Annotated in this window: 12 protein-coding genes; 3 read left to right on the top strand and 9 right to left on the bottom strand. The window is 45.0% G+C overall.

The annotated features are described in order from the left end of the window. Nucleotides 1-177: 177 nt before the first annotated feature. On the bottom strand, nt 178-1,515 hold the full coding sequence (locus J2T19_RS11290) for an MFS transporter (RefSeq protein WP_307215955.1): 1,338 nt from the start codon (nt 1,513-1,515) through the stop codon (nt 178-180). Nucleotides 1,516-1,910: 395 nt separating this feature from the next. On the opposite strand from J2T19_RS11290, the gene yhbH reads away from it, so the two are divergent. Further along, a complete protein-coding gene (gene yhbH / locus J2T19_RS11285) occupies nt 1,911-3,077 on the top strand; it encodes a sporulation protein YhbH (protein ID WP_056698424.1) in 1,167 nt (388 codons plus the stop codon). Beyond that, nucleotides 3,074-4,510: a SpoVR family protein gene (locus tag J2T19_RS11280; protein WP_307215695.1), complete on the top strand. Its 1,437-nt coding sequence runs from the start codon at nt 3,074-3,076 to the stop codon at nt 4,508-4,510. The genes yhbH and J2T19_RS11280 overlap by 4 nt, the downstream gene beginning before the upstream one ends. Before the next feature lie 193 nt (nt 4,511-4,703). Here J2T19_RS11280 and J2T19_RS11275 read toward each other — a convergent pair whose 3' ends face one another. From J2T19_RS11275 to J2T19_RS11255, 5 genes are all read right to left on the bottom strand, one after another. Next, entirely contained in the window at nt 4,704-7,166 is a 2,463-nt protein-coding gene (locus tag J2T19_RS11275) for a bifunctional diguanylate cyclase/phosphodiesterase (RefSeq protein WP_307215693.1), read from the bottom strand. 290 nt (nt 7,167-7,456) lie between these two features. Then, nucleotides 7,457-10,750 (bottom strand): endo-1,4-beta-xylanase, encoded by a 3,294-nt coding sequence (locus tag J2T19_RS11270; protein ID WP_307215690.1) that lies wholly within the window; start codon nt 10,748-10,750, stop codon nt 7,457-7,459. Nucleotides 10,751-10,969: 219 nt separating this feature from the next. After that, the gene (locus J2T19_RS11265) at nt 10,970-11,974 is read right to left on the bottom strand and encodes a LacI family DNA-binding transcriptional regulator (protein WP_239292257.1); all 1,005 of its coding nucleotides are present in this window, start codon (nt 11,972-11,974) and stop codon (nt 10,970-10,972) included. Nucleotides 11,975-12,109: 135 nt separating this feature from the next. After that, nucleotides 12,110-13,108 (bottom strand): globin-coupled sensor protein, encoded by a 999-nt coding sequence (locus J2T19_RS11260; protein WP_307215686.1) that lies wholly within the window; start codon nt 13,106-13,108, stop codon nt 12,110-12,112. Between the two features lie 451 nt (nt 13,109-13,559). Then, on the bottom strand, nt 13,560-15,455 hold the full coding sequence (locus J2T19_RS11255; RefSeq protein WP_307215684.1) for a PrkA family serine protein kinase: 1,896 nt from the start codon (nt 15,453-15,455) through the stop codon (nt 13,560-13,562). A gap of 359 nt (nt 15,456-15,814) precedes the next feature. Between J2T19_RS11255 and J2T19_RS11250 the strand changes: the two genes are divergently transcribed. Further along, nucleotides 15,815-16,663: a DUF2161 domain-containing phosphodiesterase gene (locus tag J2T19_RS11250; protein ID WP_307215683.1), complete on the top strand. Its 849-nt coding sequence runs from the start codon at nt 15,815-15,817 to the stop codon at nt 16,661-16,663. A gap of 135 nt (nt 16,664-16,798) precedes the next feature. Here the strand turns inward: J2T19_RS11250 and J2T19_RS11245 are convergent, their stop codons facing one another. The 3 genes from J2T19_RS11245 to J2T19_RS11235 form a co-directional block, all read right to left on the bottom strand. After that, complete coding sequence (locus tag J2T19_RS11245) at nt 16,799-17,425, bottom strand: FMN-dependent NADH-azoreductase (protein ID WP_056698444.1); 627 nt, start codon at nt 17,423-17,425, stop codon at nt 16,799-16,801. Between the two features lie 250 nt (nt 17,426-17,675). Beyond that, a complete protein-coding gene (locus J2T19_RS11240) occupies nt 17,676-18,899 on the bottom strand; it encodes an aminotransferase-like domain-containing protein (RefSeq protein ID WP_307215679.1) in 1,224 nt (407 codons plus the stop codon). Between the two features lie 144 nt (nt 18,900-19,043). Further along, the gene (locus tag J2T19_RS11235; protein ID WP_307215677.1) at nt 19,044-19,700 is read right to left on the bottom strand and encodes a response regulator transcription factor; all 657 of its coding nucleotides are present in this window, start codon (nt 19,698-19,700) and stop codon (nt 19,044-19,046) included. Between the last annotated feature and the right edge of the window lie 392 nt (nt 19,701-20,092).

The following is a 20,092-nucleotide window of genomic DNA, read 5'->3' as shown; positions in this document are numbered from 1 at the left end:
TCTCATTTATGACTTGTGTACAAATAAAAAAACTTCAGGATCTGTTCAACGAATGAACTGACCTAAAGTTCTGTAGAGTTATAACATGGAATCCAACGGGTTTCAGTGACAAGGTCGGAATTCATGAGATGACAGAATAACCTTCTGATCGCTGTTGCCCCAGTGTTACACTTGAAGTTATCCTGATACATTTATATCTGATCCAACCTTAGGCGCATGTCCGCCCCACTGCTTCTGATCCTCCTGATCTGCAAGCTTGGCATCCGAGATTCCTTGTTGTACTTTGACCGTTAACAAGAAGGCGATGCCTGCAACAAAGAAGAAGATTAAAGACAGTATCCCCCAGCGACTTGAACCCGTTAATTGACCTACCAGTCCGAACACAAACGGCCCAAAGATAGATGAAAATTTGCCTGTTATGTTGACGAAACCAAAATACTCCCCTGTCCTGCCAGAAGGCATCAGATTACTGAACAAGGAACGCGCCGTAGACTGACTGACGCCCTGTACCACACCAACAAGCCCGGCAAGTATATAGAAATGAAGCGCCTCTGTCATGAAATAACCGAGAATAACGATACATATGTACACCGACAAGCTTACGAGCAATATGGGTTTAGCTCCCCAACGCTGTGCCCAAGCCCCCAGTAATAATGTACAAGGGAAACCAACGAATTGGGTAATTAACAGTGCAAGCATCAGATCCGTAGTCCCAATACCGATGCTTGTCCCATAAATGGTCGCCATCAAGATAATGGTATTAATTCCATCATTAAAAAACCAAAAGGCAACCAACATCCGTATTAATTGAGGAAAACGTAACATCTGTTTGAAGGTTTGACGTAGTCTGCGTACACCTACTCTGGCGTATCCTCCCCACGATTGTGGTAAATCTCTTGCCGCAGGGCGGCGTGGAGCGAAGCGGAAGATTGGGATAGAAAACAGCAACCACCAGATCGCTACAGAGACAAAGGCAAGCCGAGTACCTGCTAATGTACTGTCCAAGCCAAACCAGCTTGGCTGTTGTATCATGAACAAGTTAAGTGCTAACAACAACCCTCCGCCGATATAACCATATGCATACCCCTTTGAAGAAATCATCTCTCGCCGTTCAATGGGTACAAGATCAGGCAACATTGCATCATAAAATGTATTACCGCCCGCAAAACCTATCGTAGAAATAATGAGCAGTACGGATGCCAGAAGCCAGTCTCCTTCCCCTACAATACTGAATCCCAGTGTAGCCATTATGCCTATTAAGGCAAATACTCGCAGGAAGTCTCCTTTACGTCCCGATAAATCGGAGAGTGTGCCTAATAAAGGCGTGAGTAAAGCTACGCATAACATACCAATGGAATGCGTGTACGCCAAATAAGACGCGGCCGTATCCGCATCTAGTGTCGCTGCTGCTACTGAAGCATAGAAGACAGGAAGCACAGCCGCTAGCACTGTTGTTGCATAAGCCGAATTAGCCCAATCATACATAATCCAAGCTTTAACCGCCCGTTTCTCCAAATAAAACCCTTCCTTTGCATACATCCTCATATCGGATGCTGGATCAATTCCATTTCGAGGTTGTTCCAAATGTCCGTGATGGCTTACAAAACATGCCCTGTAACAACATACTTTTTGAACTCGCACCTTTCTATACTAAAGAAAGTTTATCATACTTGTTCCCGCTTTTTGTAAATATTCGTAATGAAATTATGCTACAACATGTATTCCAATCAAAATAGTCTGAAATAGCCCTTGACGTCCCACAGGGTGTGACTATTCCGAACAATTCAATGCTACTCGCTTCATAAATGTATCATTTTATATGCTCTCTCATCACATATCGTCCCCGCCCGTGAATATACTTAATTACCGACAGGCCAAACTGTGCCGCGTAATCAATGGGGGGTGCCTACATGTCAAATTCACACCAGCCTTACTCGTTCGTCGTATCTCGGGAAGATTGGTCGCTTCACCGCAAAGGGTACCAGGACCAACAGCGCCATCAGCAAAAGGTTAAAGATGTCATTAAGCAAAATCTTCCGGATCTAATCACGGAGGAAAACATCATCATGTCTGATGGAAAACAAATCATCAAGGTACCAATCCGCAGTCTGGATGAGTACCGTTTTGTGTATAACTACCAGAAGCAAAAACATGTGGGGCAAGGTGATGGTGACAGTCAGGTCGGTGACGTCATCGGTCGTGATCCTGCGTCACAGAAGCCAGGAAAAGGCGAAAAAGCCGGCGATCAGCCCGGTCATGACATCGTGGAAGCGGAAGTTAGTATAGAGGAATTGGAAGATATGTTATTCGCAGAACTGGAGCTTCCAGATCTGAAACAGAAGGACAAAGATCTCATCGAGACACATACGGTCGTCTTCAACGATATTCGCAAAAAAGGAATGCAGTCTAACATTGATAAGAAACGAACCATTCTGGAGAACTTACGGCGAAATGCAACCACGGGCAATCCCGGCATTCATCACATCAGTCCTGACGATCTACGGTATAAGACGTGGGAAGATAAGATCATTCCACAATCCAACGCTGTCATTATTGCGATGATGGATACTTCTGGATCGATGGGTTCCTTCGAAAAATACTGCGCACGCAGCTTCTTCTTCTGGATGACTCGTTTTCTGCGTCGTCAATATGAGAAGGTTGAGATTGTGTTCCTCGCCCATCATACCGAAGCGAAAGAGGTCACCGAAGAGGAATTCTTCACCCGCGGCGAGAGCGGGGGCACCATCTGTTCCTCCGTATATATGAAAGCACTGGATATTATTGATTCACGTTACCCTCCTTCCAGCTACAACATCTATCCTTTTCATTTCTCTGACGGGGATAATCTGACCTCTGACAACGAGCGCTGTGTGAAGCTGATCGGTGAATTGATGAAACGAAGCAACATGTTCGGTTATGGCGAAGTGAACCAATACAATCGAAGCAGCACACTCATGTCAGCTTATCGCCATATCAAGATGGATCAGTTCATGTATTATGTGATCAAAGAAAAAGGCGAAGTATACAAAGCTTTACGCAGCTTTTTTCAGAAACGCGAAGGAGGCAGTGTAGGATGACCGATGAAATCCGCGACCTTGAATATGCCATTGCCGAAATTATGGAGATTGCCGATGGATTCGGCCTAGATTACTACCCCATGCGTTACGAGATTTGCCCGTCAGACATCATCTACACCTTTGGTGCCTATGGCATGCCTACTCGTTTCAGCCACTGGAGCTTTGGCAAAACCTTTCATAAGATGAAGATGCAATACGATTTTGGACTCAGCAAAATATACGAGCTTGTGATCAACTCTAACCCTTGTTACGCCTTCTTGCTCGACGGAAACTCCCTTATTCAAAATAAACTCATTGTGGCACACGTGCTTGCACACTGTGACTTTTTCAAAAACAATGCCCGCTTCTCTAAGTCAAACCGAAATATGGTCGAGAGCATGGCAGCGACAGCAGATCGGATTAGCAACTATGAGATGGAATACGGTACAGAGGCCGTGGAAGCCTTCATCGATGCTGTCATTGCCATTCAGGAGCATGTTGACCCACAGCTCATCAAGCCCCGTCAATTGGACAAACAACGTTACATGGAAATGAAGATACGTGAACAGCGTGGAGAGAAACCGCCTAGGCCCGAAGGGCGATATGACGATTTATGGGCTCTGGACGATAGACAGGATGAGGCAACTTCTGCAGATGGAATTAAAGTCCATCACTTTCCACCTGAGCCTGAAAAAGATGTGATGTGGTTTATTCAAGAGTTTTCCGAAGTGTTAACCGATTGGCAGCGGGATATCATGAGTATGATGCGCGAAGAAATGCTATATTTCTGGCCGCAGATGGAAACCAAAATCATGAACGAAGGCTGGGCTTCGTACTGGCATCAACGCATTATACGCGAATTGGACCTCAGTAGTGAAGACACCATTGAATTCGCCAAGCTGAATTCCTCTGTCGTGCAGCCGTCCAAACAAAGCTTGAATCCATATTACCTGGGACTTAAAATATTCGAGGATATTGAACACCGATGGGATCATCCATCGAAGGAAGAGCGGGAGCGTTTTGGACGCAAACCGGGTATGGGTCGTGCCAAAATGTTCGAGGTTCGTGAATTCGATTCAGACACCTCGTTTATCCGCAATTACATGACCAAACAATTAACGGAAGACCTTGACCTATACGTATTTGAGAAAAAGGGCCCCGACTGGAAAATTACCGACAAGTCTTGGGAAAACATACGCGATCAGCTTGTATTCTCACGCGTGAACGGCGGCTCTCCTTACCTCGTTGTTCAAGACGCAGACTATTTGCGAACTGGCGAGCTTGTCCTCAAACATCAATATGAAGGCATCGAACTGGATCTTAAATATATGGAGCGCACCCTTCCTTATCTCTACAAGCTATGGGGTCGCACAGTGCATCTGGAAACTCGTGTAGAGGATAAACCAATCTGGTTCACCTATGATGGCAAGAAGCACCATCGCAAGTTTCTGTGAGTTGTCCTCACTTTGATGACTTAATGAATCCGAATGGGTTTAATTATTCACTTCCTTACTTCATCCAATATGTATGATCCACAAATAAAGCGGCAAGTCCCTGTAGAATAAGGGGGACTTGCCGCTTGGCATGATGTTATAAAATTAAAAATATAGCTAATGAAGCCTCAACCCCACAATTTCAGAACAAATTCTAAGATTGATCTTCTAACCGCAGTGGAACAAAAAAGTGATGCTCGACCTCTTGAGCTGGCAAGGGACGACTGAAGTAATACCCTTGGATCTCTTTGCAGTCATTCTGCATTAAAATATCTAATTGTCCCTTGGTCTCAATGCCTTCCGCAATAACTTCCATCTTCAAATGTTGAGCCATCGAGATAATCGTTGCGACAATCGCCTGATCACTCCGATTCTCCGTAATATCGGTGACAAACGAGCGATCAATCTTCAGTTTGTGGATTGGATAATGCTTCAAGTAGCTGAGCGAGCTGTAGCCTGTACCAAAATCATCAAGGCTGATCTTCACGCCGAGTGAGGTAAGTTCGTTAAGAATTTCCGTTGATACCGAAGCGTCCATCATCATGCTCTCTGTAATCTCCAGCTCTAAATATTTGGCTTCCAGCCCAGTTTCAAGCAGCGCGTGTTGCACCTGCTCTAGCAGGTTGGACTGATGGAATTGTAGACTGGATAAGTTAACCGAGACTGGAATGAGTGGCCCACCAGCCTCATGCCATTGCTTCATCTGTCTGCAGGCTTCCCGCAGCGTCCAGTTCCCAATCGCATAGATCATACCTGTCTCCTCAGCGAGTGGAATGAAGACATTCGGTGGCAGAATTCCTTTGTGTGGGTGGTTCCAGCGAATGAGTGCTTCCACACCAATCATCCGGCTGTCCTCCGTCCGAATCTGGGGCTGATAATACAATACCATCTCATCGCGTTCCAGCGCCTTACGCAAATATCCTTCGAGTTCAATTCGCTCATACAACTCTGAATCAAGTTGGGTGGTATAGAATTGAAAACCGTTCTTGCCGTTTTTCTTCACTTCATACATTGCGGTATCCGCATGTTTCAATAAACTATCCGCTTCCGTACCATGATTGGGATACATCGCAATACCGATACTTGCGGTAACATAGAAGTCATTCTCTTTTAGACGGTATGGTAATTGAATCGCACTGACGATTCGCTCTGCAAGCTCAGCCACGCCAATCTCATTCCTCGGATCATTAGCAACAACTAATGTGAATTCATCGCCGCCCATACGAGCTAACATAACATTATCCTCGGCTTTGGGATCCCAGGCTTGCATCGCATCCATGATCCGATCACTAACCTCTTGCAAGAAGATATCTCCGATGGAGTGACCCAGCGAATCATTAATCATTTTGAAACGATCAATATCCATCACCATTACTGCAAATTGTTGACCTGTTAACTCGGAGGAGGCAATGGTTGCGGCCAGTACATCATCCAGCTTTCGCCGGTTGGGCAACCCTGTAAGTGAATCATGCAGAGCTTGATGAAGAATGTTCTCTTGTGCCTGCTTCTCCTCTGTAACATCCTTGATTAAAATATGACTACCCATATGATTCCCCTTGATCAACACAGGCACAACGCTAATATGCAAATCTCGCAATCGCCCATCCAAGACCCTCATCGTTGCGTTGTAGTTATGCTGATCTAGACAACCTTCTCCCCAGGCCACATCCTGCATATCGTTTTGCCAATAGATTTCAACATGTTCGAGAGTATCATCAATACGCCGATGGATCACATCTTGCTCTTCATACCCTGTTATACGAGTAACAGCAGCATTAATGCCTTTGACGTAGCCTTCTCGATCTACAGATATAATAGCATCGGAATGGTTGTGATACAGCGCTTGGTACCATTGTTCATTCTCATGGATACGCTGGTCTTTTTGAGAGAGACGTTGATTGAAGAAAATACCGAATAACGTAAAGCCCAACGTAACAAACGTGCCCGCTGCAATTAAATAAGCGAGCATGTCGGGGTTCATCTGCATGCCTGAGTGTTTTACCATGACATGCCCATTCTGAAATTGCGCGGCAGACATCCCCGTATAATGCATTCCTGTTATGCCAATCGCCATAATGAGTCCACTGCCCAGCTTGTACACCCAGGTCGAACGTGAATGTTGATGCCTGAAAAAAAACATAAGCCACAGTGCAGCAAAGGAAGCCGCTGCCGCGATCAATATCGATAAGATCACCTTAGACAGCTGATACATAATTGAAGCGGACATCGCCGACATCCCCACATAGTGCATACTGCTGATCCCAACGGTCATGAGCAAGCCGGCAACAATGAGCTGCCTCATCGACACTGACTCCCGGCCAGCGATATGCAAAGCTACACCAGATGCAACGATGGCAAGCAGAACTGAAAGTGTTACTCCACCCATTGAATAGGAAACGTGCATCGGGAGGGTGAAGGCCAACATGCCTACAAAATGCATTGACCAAATCCCTAGTCCCATCGACATCGCGCCACAGGTGAGCCATACGTTTCTTGGCATCCCCTTGGCTAAGCTTACCCGCCCTGCAAGATCAAGCGCTGCGTACGAAGCTACTGCTGCAATAACGTAAGATAAAATAACAAGTTCCGAGTTGTACGTTCCATGTATGTGCTCCACTCCGTCTTTCCTTTCAACCGGCAAATGTCTTGTATGTATGTTAAAAGTAAAAAAAGAAGCGAGTGCTCTGTCCCGGTGACAGGCACTCCCTTCACTTCATTTGACTTGTAACCACAAACTCCAGCAAGCGGATACATCACGTATCCCTAGCTATATGCACATCTGAAACCCGTTTAATATTGATGTTTATAGTCTAATCGTCCTACTCCCGAAAATCAACACTTATTTCCATATCTATTGTCTGCCAATTCATTGAATCGGACACGAATTATGCTTCATCTCATGCTTTATCATTTGCGAACGAGCAGCAGGTTACCAAATCCCGAGGTATCTCGATATGAATTGCCTGAAACATCACTCCAGATGGAGACACTACTACGTTTGCCTTCACCTGTACTATCGTCGTTCACTTGCAGATCGAATCCGATCCACGGTTCATTATGGGTCGACACCCGATCTAATGGAATGGCTGCTTCTACAAAGTAACCCGCATTCGTCAGACGTGTATACGATTGAAACCGATCCTGAAGCGCATTGCCTCCAAAAGAAGTTTCATTATCATAATTAATTCGATACTGGGCATCATCGTCTTGATAAAACGACGTTTTGTTATGATTGGGGTCCACAAAAATTTCAATGGAATCCTGCTCATATGCATTCACACTAGCTTTGCTACGCAGGGGGTCTCTAACCTCAGCGAGCACATACAAGTATTGTTCATCCCATAACAATTGTGCTGTCGCCGTTGCCCCAGAGCTCCCAAGAACCCACACATCCGTTTGAATGGAAGCCGCCTTGTTCCATACACGATCCTTCTGACCATCTAACACAGGTGTACCGTACGTGACCTTCGTATGTTTCAGGGTACTGCCTAGTTTCAATTTGCCACGATTCCCCGGTTCATTCGGTTGTTGATTATTGACATCGTTCCAGACAACAACGGAGGTGCGACCATGCGCCTGCTGATCCTGAATTCGATAATCCATGGACAACGTTTTGCCTTCGGCAAGTACAGAGGCTGACAATGGGATAGCTGCATAAATGATATAACCCGTCGATGTCTCTTTTACTTTGTATAACTTATGATCTTTCCCTTTGCCGCCATGTCGTTCAAATGTATACTGTCCATTCACTGGCTTAGGTTCTTTTTTCTTCTTGGTAGTAGAATCAGCCACCCCTTCGTCTGTTAGGTCATTCAATTCTTCTTCAAGGAACACCTGCACTTGATCCCCTTTTTGTCGGGAGGTGTCTAGTACTTCTATGCGAAGATTTACCTTTTTATTGTCCCACAGCACGCTTGCTTGCCCCTTAACATCCGAAGTACCTTCTACTCTATGGGAAACTTGCACACCTTTCACGGCTCCCCAAAGCACATCTTCCTGTCCTTTGCGATCCGGCATAGCAGGGCTAGCCTTGTTCGCTGTCCATTCGTTCCGAACCACCGGCAGTGTTGTCGTATCAACCAATGCCCAGTAAGCGGGTTTCGCTTTCAGTTTCCGATCAAATAAAAGAGGTGCATCTTTTCGCCCCTGCACGGGATGATTATCCAGCCATGTTCCATCATCCGCAAGCCCCCAGACGGTTACGCTATCCAGTACTCCGCGCTGATCAAACTCCTGAAACAGGTCAAACAATTCCTTATACCGGTATGCCTGCTGTATCATTAGTTCATCTGTGACTGGTTTCTCCTGCTCCGATGAACCTGAATAGATAGACACATCCAGCTCTGTCACTTGTATATTGACTCCTAGAGCAACAATTCGCTCAAATGCTTCACGGATTTGCTTTACATTCGGTCCATACATAGACACATGCATTTGGAACCCAACCGCATCAATCGGTGTACCCTTCGCTAGCAGTTTTTCGACCAGTTCCACCATATCATTTAGTTTAGTAGCACTACCTTCCAGCCCATAGTCGTTGATGACCAGCACAGCGTTAGGATCAGCTTCGCGTGCATACCGGAAAGCTAATTCAATATAATCACTGTCATCACCGTCACCATCTACATCACCAATGATATCTCTCCACTTGGAGCCACTTGCCTGATTACGCAGACCTCCTCCATCCGAGATGACTTCATTGACAACGTCCCACGTGTGAACTTTGCCTTGATATCGATGCATGATTGTCTGAATATGTGTCTTCATCCGTGCAAGAAGTTGTTCCCTAGTTGCTGGCTGTGATGCATCATCTGGACTTGTAAAAAACCATTCGGGGACTTGGCTATGCCATACTAACGTATGACCTCTTACCTGCATATTGTTGTTCTCGGCAAACTCAACTAATCGATCGGTGTCCGACCAGACAAACTCACCTTCACGTGGTTGCATCGCATCGATCTTCATAAAGTTACCCGCGGTAATGCTGTTGAAATGCTTGACTAACAACTGTGCATGTGGATCTTGTGGATTAAGAGCTGACAAATCAATAGCCGCCCCAACGTCATAAGATGTTCCGAGCGTGCTAGCTAGATTTGGAATGTCCTGTTCAATTTCTAGTGAGTCTGCCGCTGTAATAACAACATCATCGATGTAAAATGGAATCGTATCTGCCTCTGTCACATTTCCAGACGGTTTCCATGGGGTCTCCGCATAGAATCGAAAGCCGGTAATTCCACTACTTTCACTTGGAACGACGACCTCCGCCTCAATTTTCTTCCATTGTCCTTTAGTCAAACTGGTTGAAGCAAATGTAGCATATTCTCTGGTTGAACTGTCGCCATGATACTCCTTCTCCAAGGAACCATTAATGACTTGAGTGGCTGGCCCTTCATCATACATCGCCCAAAAGGAAATATGCACGGTGCTTCCCTTCTCCAAGTGATTCAACACCTCGATGAGCGGTCCATGAAATGTTTCTGTACGGGAGGAGGTCTTCAAGCTACGCGTACTGTTATGGCCAATGCCTGTGACAACACTCAGCTGCTCAGAACCCCGCGGGCGCCATTCTCCCACCTGATTATTCTCAAAATCGGCTGCAAACAGCTGTTCACCAGGTTCACTTGGATTCTCAGGCTCCGGTGCAGCAGTTACCCGTCGCAACTGGAACGAATCCAACAGATAACTACTCGTTGGGTCATCACTCTCTAAGTACAATAGCAGGTCGGTTCCTTGCTCATAGCTATACCGTCCCTGTAACTTAACCCATTCCTGATCAGTTACAGAAAAAGCCGTATTTACTTGATCATATTGTGCAGGCTGAGTACCTTCACGACGCTCAACAGTAAACTTAAGATTAGCCGGAGTCGTCCCAGGTAACAGCTTCACATATCCTGATATTTCATAGACAGCGTGTTTCTCCAATAAATTGGTTACGGATAAGGCAGGTCCATTCCACGCTGCGGTTCGGCCTGTTGTCTGGAGAGCGTGTGTTCCTTCATACGCATCTTCCTCCGTTACGGCGAGCGTAACACTGCCTCTAGGTGCCCACCCTTGGGATGTACCCTCTTCATAAGAATGAGACAGTAATAAGTCAGCCTCACCTGCTGCCTCGGCACTAATATGTCCTGGACTCGTCATAGGCAGTAAACTGATGACCATGACCATTGTTAAGCACAAGCTCCACCATTTTCGATAACGCATCCCATTGCCTCCTTCGTATTTCTTGTATACATCGATGCTTTTGTAAACACTTTCATTATATAGACCACTAAAGGATTTAATTACCATCTTGTTCCATTTTCACCCCTACCATCATCAACTTCAGCAGCGAATACGATTACCCAAAGATAAGGCATATCTTCTAATCACATACCAAAAAAGAACAGCCAATGGCTGTCCTCTTTTTGTTCTTATGGTCATCTACTCAGGCACAGGTGCTGTTGTATGACGAATGACCAGATTGGAAGGCTCCGTAACTACTGGAGGCGTATAGTCTGGATTCTCGATCATAGCAATCAGATACTCAATCGACTTGATACCAATCGAATATATATTTTGATTAATCGTCGTTAGTCCAGGCTTGAACACCTGTGCATAGTATGTATTGTCGAAGCCAATAACAGATATGTCCTCAGGTACACGTAGACCATGCCGTTCAATTTCTTGAATGGCTCCAAATGCGGACATGTCCGAAGCACAGACAATGCCAGTAGGATGATCCTTCAGGGCTAATAGCCTTCTCGCTGCTTTACCTCCACCATCAAAAGAATAATCACATTCTTCCAAGTAGATGGTTGAATATGGGATCTCACAGCGTCTCAGCCCTTCTTTGTATCCGTCTAGCCTCAGGTTCGCTACCGCTGAACCTAACGTCCCCGAAATATACGCAATCCGGCGGTGCCCCAGCTCAACTAAATGTTTAACACTCATGCCAATAGCATTCGCATTATCCGTTGTGATATATCCAGCTCGCTTGCCGAACAGATCCGTATCCACAAACATCGTTGGAATCTCTGCATGAACTAGTTCCTCAATACTTTTGTTTTCTCTTCCTTCACCAAATACAACAACACCATCCACATTACGGCTCCGGCAATGCTTAATGAATGAATAGCCAGGGTCATCGAAACGGGTAGATAAACGAACAAGATCATAACCGCTATTCTCTAGCGCTGTTTTGATCCCTTCCAACAATTCCGATACAAATGGGTTGGTAAACGGTACGGTTAAGAGTACGCCTACTGTCCAAGAGCGACGTTTAACTAATCCACGTGCAACCACATTGGGTTGATATTTTAATAGTTCGATGGCTATATTGACTTTTTTTCGAGTTTTGTCACTTACATCAGGATAGTCGTTCAGCACTTTGGAAACGGTTGCAACAGATACGCCCGCTTCTTTGGCCACATCATGGATAGAAGCCATCTGATCACCTCAACCTCTTATAAATCCCCTGTCTCCGGCTGCTTTCGCTAACGTATCGGCAGGTTTGTCTACCCATTATAGCTTAAAACAGCCAGAAACGGTAATACCGGTTCCAACAAGTGTATTATCTACAGCTTAATGATCCAGTTTCTGCAGATCCACTGCCAATTTCTCCATCGTTGTGGCGAACACAGCCAGCTCTTGAGAACGGGATGCTTGACTTCGTGCCCCCTGAGACGTATGTTCTGATTCCTTCTGTACATGACTGAGCTTCTTCATAATCTGCTCTAGATTAGCCTGAATCTTTCCTTGTGCATCCCGAGAACTCGCTGCAAGCTTACGCACCTCACTTGCAACTACTTCAAAGCCCCGACCGAACTCCCCAGCATGTGCAGCTTCAATTGCTGCATTCAATCCAACGAGGTGACTCTGATCTGAAATTTCGCGGATGAGCTCCCCCATCTTGCCGATCTGATGCATTTCTCCTGTTAACTCTTCCAGCAGTTCATGTGCTTGATCCTGGGAAGCTGCCGTTTGCATAGCCACATCAGAGATCGCTCGTGCATTTTCATTCAGTTCGCTGATCATACCTGTCAGCTGTTGTGTAATTTGCGTAATGGCCAACAACGTATTTTGTTGATCCGCCGCAAGATGATGCAGCTTTTCTTTTTCTTTTTTCTCATAGGCTTCCAGTACAAGCTGAGAATCTAGATTGAACATTTTGCTAAGTGCTTGAATGATGGGATGCCATGACTCAGGAATAACCTGCTGGAAAATGGTTGTCGCAATATCTAGATAGACCATATATGTACCTAGATAATAATCTTCAGACAAACCAATTCGTGAGTGTACCAACCCAATCTCAATACGTTGATTAATATAAGCGTCATCCACGATACCGTCCGTCATGGATAACCAATACATGCGTTGTGTTTCTTTTAATCGGTCAATGTTAGAGAATCGAGCAATCAGATCCACCAGTTCAGGATAGTTGCCTACATGTCTGTAAAAGTGATCAACAACTTCATTTACCACTTTCTCAAAGACTGGCCGATGAGCGGCAAGTAACTGCAAATCTTTGCTTGTCAGTCCAATATAATCGAGTTGTTTCTGTCTTGCTGCAGCAATACTCATAGTGATGTAATCGACTCCTTAGTAAGCTATAAGAGGTTGTTCAAAAAGTCCGCTTTTGATTACGAAGGATGCGCGAGCGGCATCTTAGCATCGAATATGGAATTCAGCCGAAATAAGTGGAGCTTACGAAGCTTGTAACATGTAGTTGCTCACGTAGTTTTCCTACGCTCCGCTACTCCATTTCTATCTTCATCCCACCTTCTCGGTACTGAAAACCGATCTTTTTGAACACGTACTATAAAAAACTTTAATTTCTAAATATTGTATAGATTATAGACTAAATGACCTACTTTTTCATAAACCATTAGAACTATTTTGTCATAAATTTGTACAGAATTGTGATTAAACTCACTTCATTTCTATGTAAATCATGTAAAAAGGCCCTCAATCCTGCCGTGAAGGAGCCTCACAGCAGGCATTAAGAGCCTGATCCGGAATGGTCTGATATTCGTCAGCGATTCAATAAACTACCTACATAGCGCAGCAACTCATTGGCACTCGTCGCAGTGTAGCCATGTTCCTCAATTAATCGCTTAATGACTTCATTCATGCGTTTTAATTGTGTCGCATCCGGTGTCTTCGTTGATGTCGTAATTTTGACAATGTCCTTCAGATCGGCAAACAGCTTTTTCTCGATCGCTTCGCGCAGACGGTCATGGCTGCTATATTCGAACTTGCGCTCCTTGCGGGAGTATGCCGAGATTCGGATCAAAATTTCTTCCCGGAACGCTTTTTTCGCATTTTCAGAAATGCCAATCTGCTCCTCAATTGAACGCATCAAGCGCTCATCCGGATCCATTTCCTCATCCGTCAATGGATCTCTAATTTTTTGCCAATTGCAAAAAGCTTCGATATTATCAAGGTAGTTCTCAAACAATGTTCTTGCAGACTCCTCGAATGAATAAACAAACGCTTTTTGTACCTCTTTCTTGGCAAGCTCGTCGTATTCTTTGCGAGCCAGAGCGATAAAGTTTAGATAACGCTCACGCTCTTCTTTGGAGATAGAAGCATGTTGATCCAGACCGTCCTTGATTGCCCGAAGAATATCCAGCGCGTTAATGCACTGAAGATTTTGCTTAATCAAAGCACTGGATATCCGGTTGATGACGTACCGCGGATCGATTCCCGACATCCCCTCATCCAAATACTCATTCTGCATTTCACGCAAATCTGCTTCCTTGTACCCTTCAACTTCCTCACCATCATACATCCGCATTTTCTTAACCAGATCCATACCTTGTTTCTTGGTTTCTTTCAAACGTGTAAGTATCGAGAAAATGGCTGCTGTCCGCAGCGCATGCGGCGCAATGTGAACATGCTTCATGTCACTTTGTTGAATGAGTTTCTCATAAATTTTCTCTTCCTCAGACACCTTCAGATTGTAAGGTATTGGCATCACAATCATCCGGGACTGCAGTGCCTCGTTCTTTTTGTTGGAAATAAACGATTTGTACTCCGATTCATTCGTATGTGCGACAATCATTTCATCCGCACTGATTAACGCAAATCGACCAGCCTTGAAGTTACCCTCTTGCGTTAACGATAACAAGTTCCAGAGGAATTTCTCATCACATTTCAGCATCTCCTGAAACTCCATGAGTCCCCGGTTTGCTTTATTTAATTCCCCATCGAATCGATAAGCGCGCGGGTCAGACTCTGAACCGAACTCGGTTATTGTGGAGAAGTCGATACTTCCTGTGAGGTCTGCGATATCCTGAGATTTCGGATCAGATGGACTGAATGTTCCAATCCCAACCCGGTTATCTTCCGAAATGATGACTCGTTCCACCTTCACGCGGCTAATATCTCCGCCATATTCTGTGCGAAGCCGCATCTGGCAGGAAGGGCATAGGTTGCCTTCAATTCGAACACCTATTTCCTTCTCTACTTCTGGTCGAAGCTCCAGTGGAATGAGATGTAACGGCTCCTCATGCATTGGGCATCCCTCAATCGCGTACACTGCACCCTTTTCTGTACGGGAGAACTTCTCCAAGCCACGCTTCAATAACGTCACCAGCGTCGATTTCCCTCCGCTGACGGGTCCCATAAGTAATAATATCCGTTTACGTACATCCAATCGGCGTGCTGCTGAATGGAAGTATTCTTCGACTAGCTTCTCAATGGAACGATCCAAGCCAAAAATCTCTTGTTCAAAAAACTTGTATCGTTTTTGTCCACCCACTTCTTCCACGCCGAATGATTCAATCATCTGATATACTCGTGCGTGAGCCGTCATTGCCGGAGTCGGATCTTCTCTCAGCAGTGCGATGTAATCCTCAAATGTTCCGTTCCATGACAAACGGTCACTCTCTGCCCGATGTTCCGCAACGCGTTCAAAAATATTCATGCTTGGTACCTCCCATGGCTCCTTTAGTGTGATTGTCAACCATTCCGAATGGTATGAAGAAATCAATAGAATTGCGGCTCCTGCTTGAATACCCATCTGCGGTCCGGATTAGTCCCGCCACCCTCTGTCCAAACGACTGATATTGTTGTGAAAAGTGTATTACATACCTATGCGGCAAATTGGATAAGTTGACCTCTTTTTTTCAATTCACAGGTCTTAATTTTACCCATTCCTTGTTCTATCAGACATCTTGAACCTCAGAAAAAAAAGAACGGATATGCTATAATAAAGGTTCTAATTCAGGAAAACGGACAGCACTTAGCAAGGTAGAGGATCTTCACAGGAAAGGAGCGGCGAGGATGGCTATTCAATACGAAACCGAATTATATCTGCCTATAAAGGCATTCTTCGAGAAGCGAGGGTATACCGTGAGAGCCGAAGTGAAGCATTGTGATCTGGTTGGTATCCGAGCTAATGAGGACGTGCCTCTAATCGTGGAGATGAAAAAGTCCTTCAACCTCTCTCTCCTACTACAAGGCATGCAACGATTGAAACTAAGTCCAAATGTATATTTGGCGGTAGAACGTAACCGTAGTAAACGAGGAGCGGTGAACCAACGCTGGAGTGAACTGACCTCAGTCTGCAACAAACTGGGGCTCGGTTTAATTGCGGTTACATTCTTCAAAACCAAATCGCCTCTGGTTGATGTCCTCTGTGAACCCATCATACTAAATCATGTGCTCCCTTCATCTTCTCGTAAAGGCGGCGTTAGACGGCAACGGCTGCTAAGAGAATTCGACGAACGTACCGGAGACTACAATACAGGAGGTAGCACACGCCAACCCTTAATGACGGCTTACCGCGAAAAAGCATTACGTGTTGCTACTGCATTAAGGAATGAAGGTGAAGCTTCACCAGCGATTATTGCTAAACAGACAGGCGTGGGTTCGACTGCATCGATCCTACAGAAGAATTATTATGGCTGGTTCGAACGAGTGTCTCGGGGGAAGTACATGCTCACCGTTAAGGGAATTGAGGCTCTTACAGCACACGCACTTATGCTTGACCAACAGGATCTACTTGAACTTCGCATGAATGAATTGGAATGGAACAATGATTCAGAGAATTCCTTCTCGAATGAGGGGGAACAGGAGCTGGAGCACATCGCTGAAGACATGTTATCTTATGTAGTCCAAAAAAATGACTGAACTGCGGGGAGATTCTCCCACTCGTATGTTCAACCACGATTATAATGGCCGCATATTGCTGCCGCATTTATAAAAAAGAGCCTGTCGTTTCCTCATAAGGAACGACAGGCTCATTTTTTTATCATATCGACTAAATTAGAAGCTGTTAGCTACTTCAGCAGCCAGTTTCAAACCAGCGTTAACGATATTTTCGGAGTTATCAGGGGAAGCGTTGTGTCCTTCAACGATAACCAATTCAGGGTTTTGAATACCCCAGAAGTTCAATACGTTTGTTACATATTTAACGGACATTTCTACAGAAGCCATAGGCTCTACAGAATATACGCCACCACGTGCGTTCAACAATGCTACTTTTTTGTCGCCAACCAGACCTACAGGGCCTTCAGCAGTGTATTTGAACATTTTACCAGCTTGGCTCAGGTAAGAGATGTAGTTCACCAATGGAGCAGGAACTGTGAAGTTCCAGAGCGGGAATGCAAATACAACTTTGTCAGCTGCCAAAAATTGATCTTGCAATTGTGCAGCAAGTGCAGCTGCTTTTTGTTCTGCTGGAGTTGCTTCGATACCGTTAGCTGCTTTATAACCACCAGTAATTACGTCGTTACCATAGTAAGGGATATCTGTATTGTAAAGATCCAACTCAGTAACTGTGTCACCTGGGTGGGATTCTTTGTATGCACTCAAGAATGCATCATACAATTTAACGCTCACTGCTTGATCCGCAGGGCGGTCGTTTGCTTTAACAAATAAAATATTAGCCATGTTTGGTTTCCCCCGTTAATTAAAATGATAAGTGCGATAGGCACTAAATTAAAATTGCCGCCCCCTATTTATAAGAGCAGAACTTATTAATACACATTATATATAAAAATGTTAGTGGATGCAATAACGTAATTACTTTGAACGCATATGGAATAGAACCCGCAGCCTGAAATGTACGTGTAACGACCATCTCAGGTGCAGATCCAATATTTTGCTCTCTCTATATAATTGTATTTATTCTATTGTTTAATTAACTACGCGCCGTAAATTCGGCGATGGACTCGCTGATTAGGTTCATGCCAAGTAACAGCTCATCTCGACCGGGATGACTGAAGTTCAATCGAATATGACGATGATCTTGTTCTCCTGTAGAACAGAGAGAGCCTGGTAAAAAAGATACACCTTTTAACAGAGCTGCTCTAAGCAATGCCCCGCTATCCAATCCTTCAGGTAACTCTACCCATAGATACATGCCCCCTTGGGGTATATCGTAATTGGAGCCCTTCCAGCCTGGCCTTTTCAACAATTCCAGCATCAACTTCAGCCTAGTTTTGTATTCCCTGTTCAATAAGGATAAATGATCCGTCCAGCGAAAAGGAGAATGAGCTAATAGTTGATACAACAATCGCTGATTCATTGGGCTGGATTGTCCATCTGCAATCCGTTTAACCGATGCCATCGCTTGAATCAGAGCTGGATGACCTGCTGCCCATCCTGTGCGTAAGGCTGGCGCAACCGTTTTGCTGAACGAACCAATGTACAAGACATGTCCACCCTGATCTGCTGTATCCAACGCGAAGAGCGATGGGTACTTGCGATAGAAATCCTCGGTCTGCAGTCCATCAAAATGCAATTCACCGTATGAATCATCCTCTACAAGCAGCACACCATAACGAGAACATAAGTCCAATACCGCCTCCCGTCGCTCCAAGCTCCATAACGTACCCGTAGGATTACAGAAGCTAGGTGCAGCAAAAAGCAGCTTCGGCCTCACCTGCTGCATATGGCGTTCCAATTGATCCGGCAATATTCCGTCAGAGTCACCCATCACAGGCACAATGGTGGCTCCTTGCATCTCCAAAACTTCGAGGCAGCCAGGAGATGTGGGGTGTTCAACTAGAACAGAATCCCCTGGCTCTAACAGCAATCTCATGACGAGATCAATGGCCTGCTGCGTTCCTGTCGTTAATAAGATCTGCTCTGGAACTGTTCGTATGCCTTTGCGAGTGTTCCAATCCTTGTCCAGCCACTCTCTTAGGGGTCTGTATCCAGCCGGCTCACCATACTGAAGTGCGGAGGGACCTGAACTAAATACAGACAAAGCCGCCTCTTCCAGCAGTTTAAATGGGAACAATTCCTCTGCTGGCAACTCCTCCGCTAGAGAAATGAAATAATCCTTGTCAGACATTTTGCGAATATCCCTGAGCGGTGAAGACAACAGCCTGTTTGTACGGGAGGCGAAGAAATATTTCATTGGTCTCGTTCTCCTTTCGTCCCTATTCCGAACTATGCACATAGCTCGTAGCCACTACAACCTATTCCATAAGAACATAGAATATGACGATTGTACATGTCACCTAACGAATCCTAGAACGCGAGAGTCATAAAATGCGGCTCATCAAGAGATGGATTTGGCCTGTCTTGCACACAACGCATACCGCTCGATAGCTTGCGCTCTACTGCTCACGTCTAGCTTCACATAGATTTTACGCAAATAGTTGTCGATCGAACGACGGCTAACGTTGATCTCACTCGCTATTTTATCATAGGTTACCCCTTGAACAATTCTTTCCATAATAAAATGTTCTGTTTCCGTCAAATCTACGATGAATTCTTCCGCTCTTGATTCAATCGGCTCCGCCCATTCTGCGCTGGTCAACCAAGCCATCGGCATGGACACATAACCTTCGCGCAGTCCAGATATCAGATGAATCAGTTGGCTAGGGGAAGCCTGCTTGGACAGCATTCCGCTTGCCCCGAGATTCATTAGATGACGGAATAACTTCACATTATCCTCATCCGTGAGAATAACGATATGACTGTGCGCTGATACCGTTTTTATTTCGGAAATAAATTGATCTGCTTGACCTTCGGGAAGTCGATAATCCATCAGCACCAGATCAGGCTGATTGGCTTTCACCAATTCAAGTCCTTCTGTTCCTGTCGAAGTCATGCCACGTACCAGCAGATCCTGTTGCTCTTCCAAAATTAATTTCGTTCCCAGCATGCTGGTGGGGTGGATATCTACGATGACCACCTGCCATACTTTTTTCATTGTTGTTCCCCCTGGTTATGTATTGGACAAATTTGATTTTCTATTCTTCGACTTCACTCTTCACCATTGCCTGCGACAGTCCACGTATAGAAGAAGCATACGCTGCACAATGTCGAAATTTGAAGAAAAATAAGTGAAAAGGCTCTGATCAAGCCCTACATACGTTCTATATTGTGATAAAATCCCAATTATCCCGTCTATTACGATCACAATATAGTATTATTCTCCTGCATTCCTAGCTAAAAAGGTCGAAAAACTTGCCCAAAGTTCCTACTTATTGCATCTATAAGAAATTGTATCCTAGGACTTCCTTCCGATGCAATCTCTTTTTATCCTATTACTGAAAGAATTTCATTTTTGCGTAATCAATAGGGGCGTGATAGAATGAGGAT

The sequence above is a fragment of the Paenibacillus tundrae genome (assembly GCF_030812775.1).
GTDB lineage: Bacteria > Bacillota > Bacilli > Paenibacillales > Paenibacillaceae > Paenibacillus > Paenibacillus tundrae_A.
Note: the sequence above shows the minus strand (reverse complement) of the source record. Positions and strands in the feature narration are given on the sequence as shown.